Origin of the sequence: Bacillus sp. JJ1127, assembly GCF_036965845.1 — a bacterium.
Taxonomy (GTDB): domain Bacteria; phylum Bacillota; class Bacilli; order Bacillales; family Bacillaceae_G; genus Bacillus_A.
In genome coordinates, this window is the sequence record NZ_JBALQK010000202.1 from 1 (window position 1) to 1,902 (window position 1,902).

Genomic DNA, 1,902 nt, shown 5'->3' on the forward strand with positions numbered 1-1,902 from the left:
CGTCAAATAACTCCAAAATCAACTTTTATTGTATATTTTGGAGTTACTTGACGTTTACATCGTTCTCATCGAGCGTGTTCTGCAAATTCGCGTACAGACCTAATGTTCCGTTCGTGAAGCGTTGATTGAAGCGGGCATTAGCCGTTGGAGGCCAATCATGACTGCTGAAGCGACAATTATCGTACTTGTTCCGCTTGCAACTGGAGCCTCTGAAGGAGGACTGATGTCGAAAAGTCTCACGATCGTCGTCATTGGAGGTCTTATTTCATCCACACTGCATATATTAATAGTCGTACCTATTATTTTTGAGTTGATAGAGAGTATGGTTTCGAGAAGAGAGAAAGAGAGAAAGAAAAAACGGAGCGTCACCTTATCCGTCTAACTCTATAACATTCTGGGAGGATGTCACGTTGATAATTGATTTAATTGTCGCCAATTTAGTAATACCTGGCTTGCTGTCGTTGTGGATCTGGAAATCGCAAGGATCGAGCTTGGTTGGAACCGTAACTTGTTTGTTGACTACTATGTCTTATTTCATATTTTACTGGCTCGGGGATTCCTATAAAGTATTGACAATTTTCGGTTTAATTTGGATGCCATTTATCATTCTCGCATCTTATCGCTTAATTAAAAAAACATATGGAAGTCCTGTATTTCCACACGAAATAGGTAAGTTGGCGACTCTAACCATCATCGTCATGACCTCTTTTATATTTATTTATTTGAACATAACTGCCTTACAATCAAGTTTTTATAAGAATCAGAAGGAAACGGATCACTTCATCTTTTACAGCTCTAAAGCGGATTATTCAGAGGTTGTAAAGCTTGCTTACAATTTAGAACAGCATTACGGGCGTATCATTGGCTTACTTAAAACAGAGCCAAAGACGAAGACAAAAGTAACAGTTTTTTCAAATCAAATCAATCTGGTATATTCGTTGGGGCTATTTTCTAATTTTTGGTCATTAGGCGTATTTGGCGATGACGAACTATTTATCTTATCACCGAAAAACCGGTCTTCTATATTAAATTCAAGCATTCATGAATTTACACATGTCGTGCTGTCTCATATTGACAGTAAACGACCTACGTGGCTGGAAGAAGGAGTTGCCAATTATTTAGGAAATACGGATCTTAATGCCCAAAAAGTGCTCCCAACCTTGGTTTCTGCTGGTAAAATACCTAGCTTTGACGAGATAAATGGGCCAGCATTCGTGTATAGGAACGGGTATCCATATTCCTATACGATCGTGGAATTTTTGGTAATTAAATATGGATATGAGAAATTAAACGACTTCATTCGGCACCCAGAGGAATATAACCGAATATTTGGCGTCAGCAAATCAGAATTACACAGTCTTTGGGTTGATTATTTAAAAGCGAATTATAGCCACTGATCCTAGACTGTTTCAGAAAGGATATCCCAATGAAACCAAATGTATTATATTGTTTGCCGCACGCGTATCTCTCTGATTTTCACCTGTATTTTTCTTTCCTTGTCGAGCTTTGCGAATGGCCATATATCCAGCTTTACACACGTACATGCCGGCGTCCTTGTTAAACTCGAATTCATCTTCTTTTTGACGTTTACTTTTCTACTGAGAAGTACTCTTTGATTGTTTGAAAATCCATATTCGACAGGATATGAAGATAATTTAGACAATATGCACAAATTGCAACTTAACGATTACGTTTTATGAAAAGGAAGAATATATAGAAAGTGATAATGAGTATTTTCCAAAAAAATAACCTTACTACACGTAAGGTTATTTCTACCTATATGGAAATGAGTAGCGACGGATAATTATTTCACCTTCAAACAATTATCCTTTTCTATTGGCTAGTTCTTACAAGCAAATTTTTTAGCAAGCGTACACTATCAATCACGATAAGTATTAATAT

2 protein-coding genes are annotated in these 1,902 nt (G+C 37.0%); both read left to right on the forward strand.

Annotation, left to right across the window (positions count from 1 at the left end; all coding sequences use genetic code 11):
* Positions 1 to 157: 157 nt before the first annotated feature.
* Complete coding sequence (locus tag V7183_RS18840) at positions 158 to 382, forward strand: efflux RND transporter permease subunit (protein ID WP_335360454.1); 225 nt, start codon at positions 158 to 160, stop codon at positions 380 to 382.
* A gap of 28 nt (positions 383 to 410) precedes the next feature.
* Positions 411 to 1,397 carry a hypothetical protein gene (locus tag V7183_RS18845; protein WP_335360455.1) on the forward strand — a complete coding sequence of 329 codons (987 nt, stop codon included), beginning with the start codon at positions 411 to 413 and terminating at the stop codon, positions 1,395 to 1,397.
* The last annotated feature ends 505 nt before the right edge of the window (positions 1,398 to 1,902 follow it).

Coding starts and splice junctions, on each gene's coding strand:
- V7183_RS18840 (WP_335360454.1), top strand. CDS start 158: ATGACTGCTGAAGCGACAATTATCGTACTTGTTCCGCTTGCAACTGGA.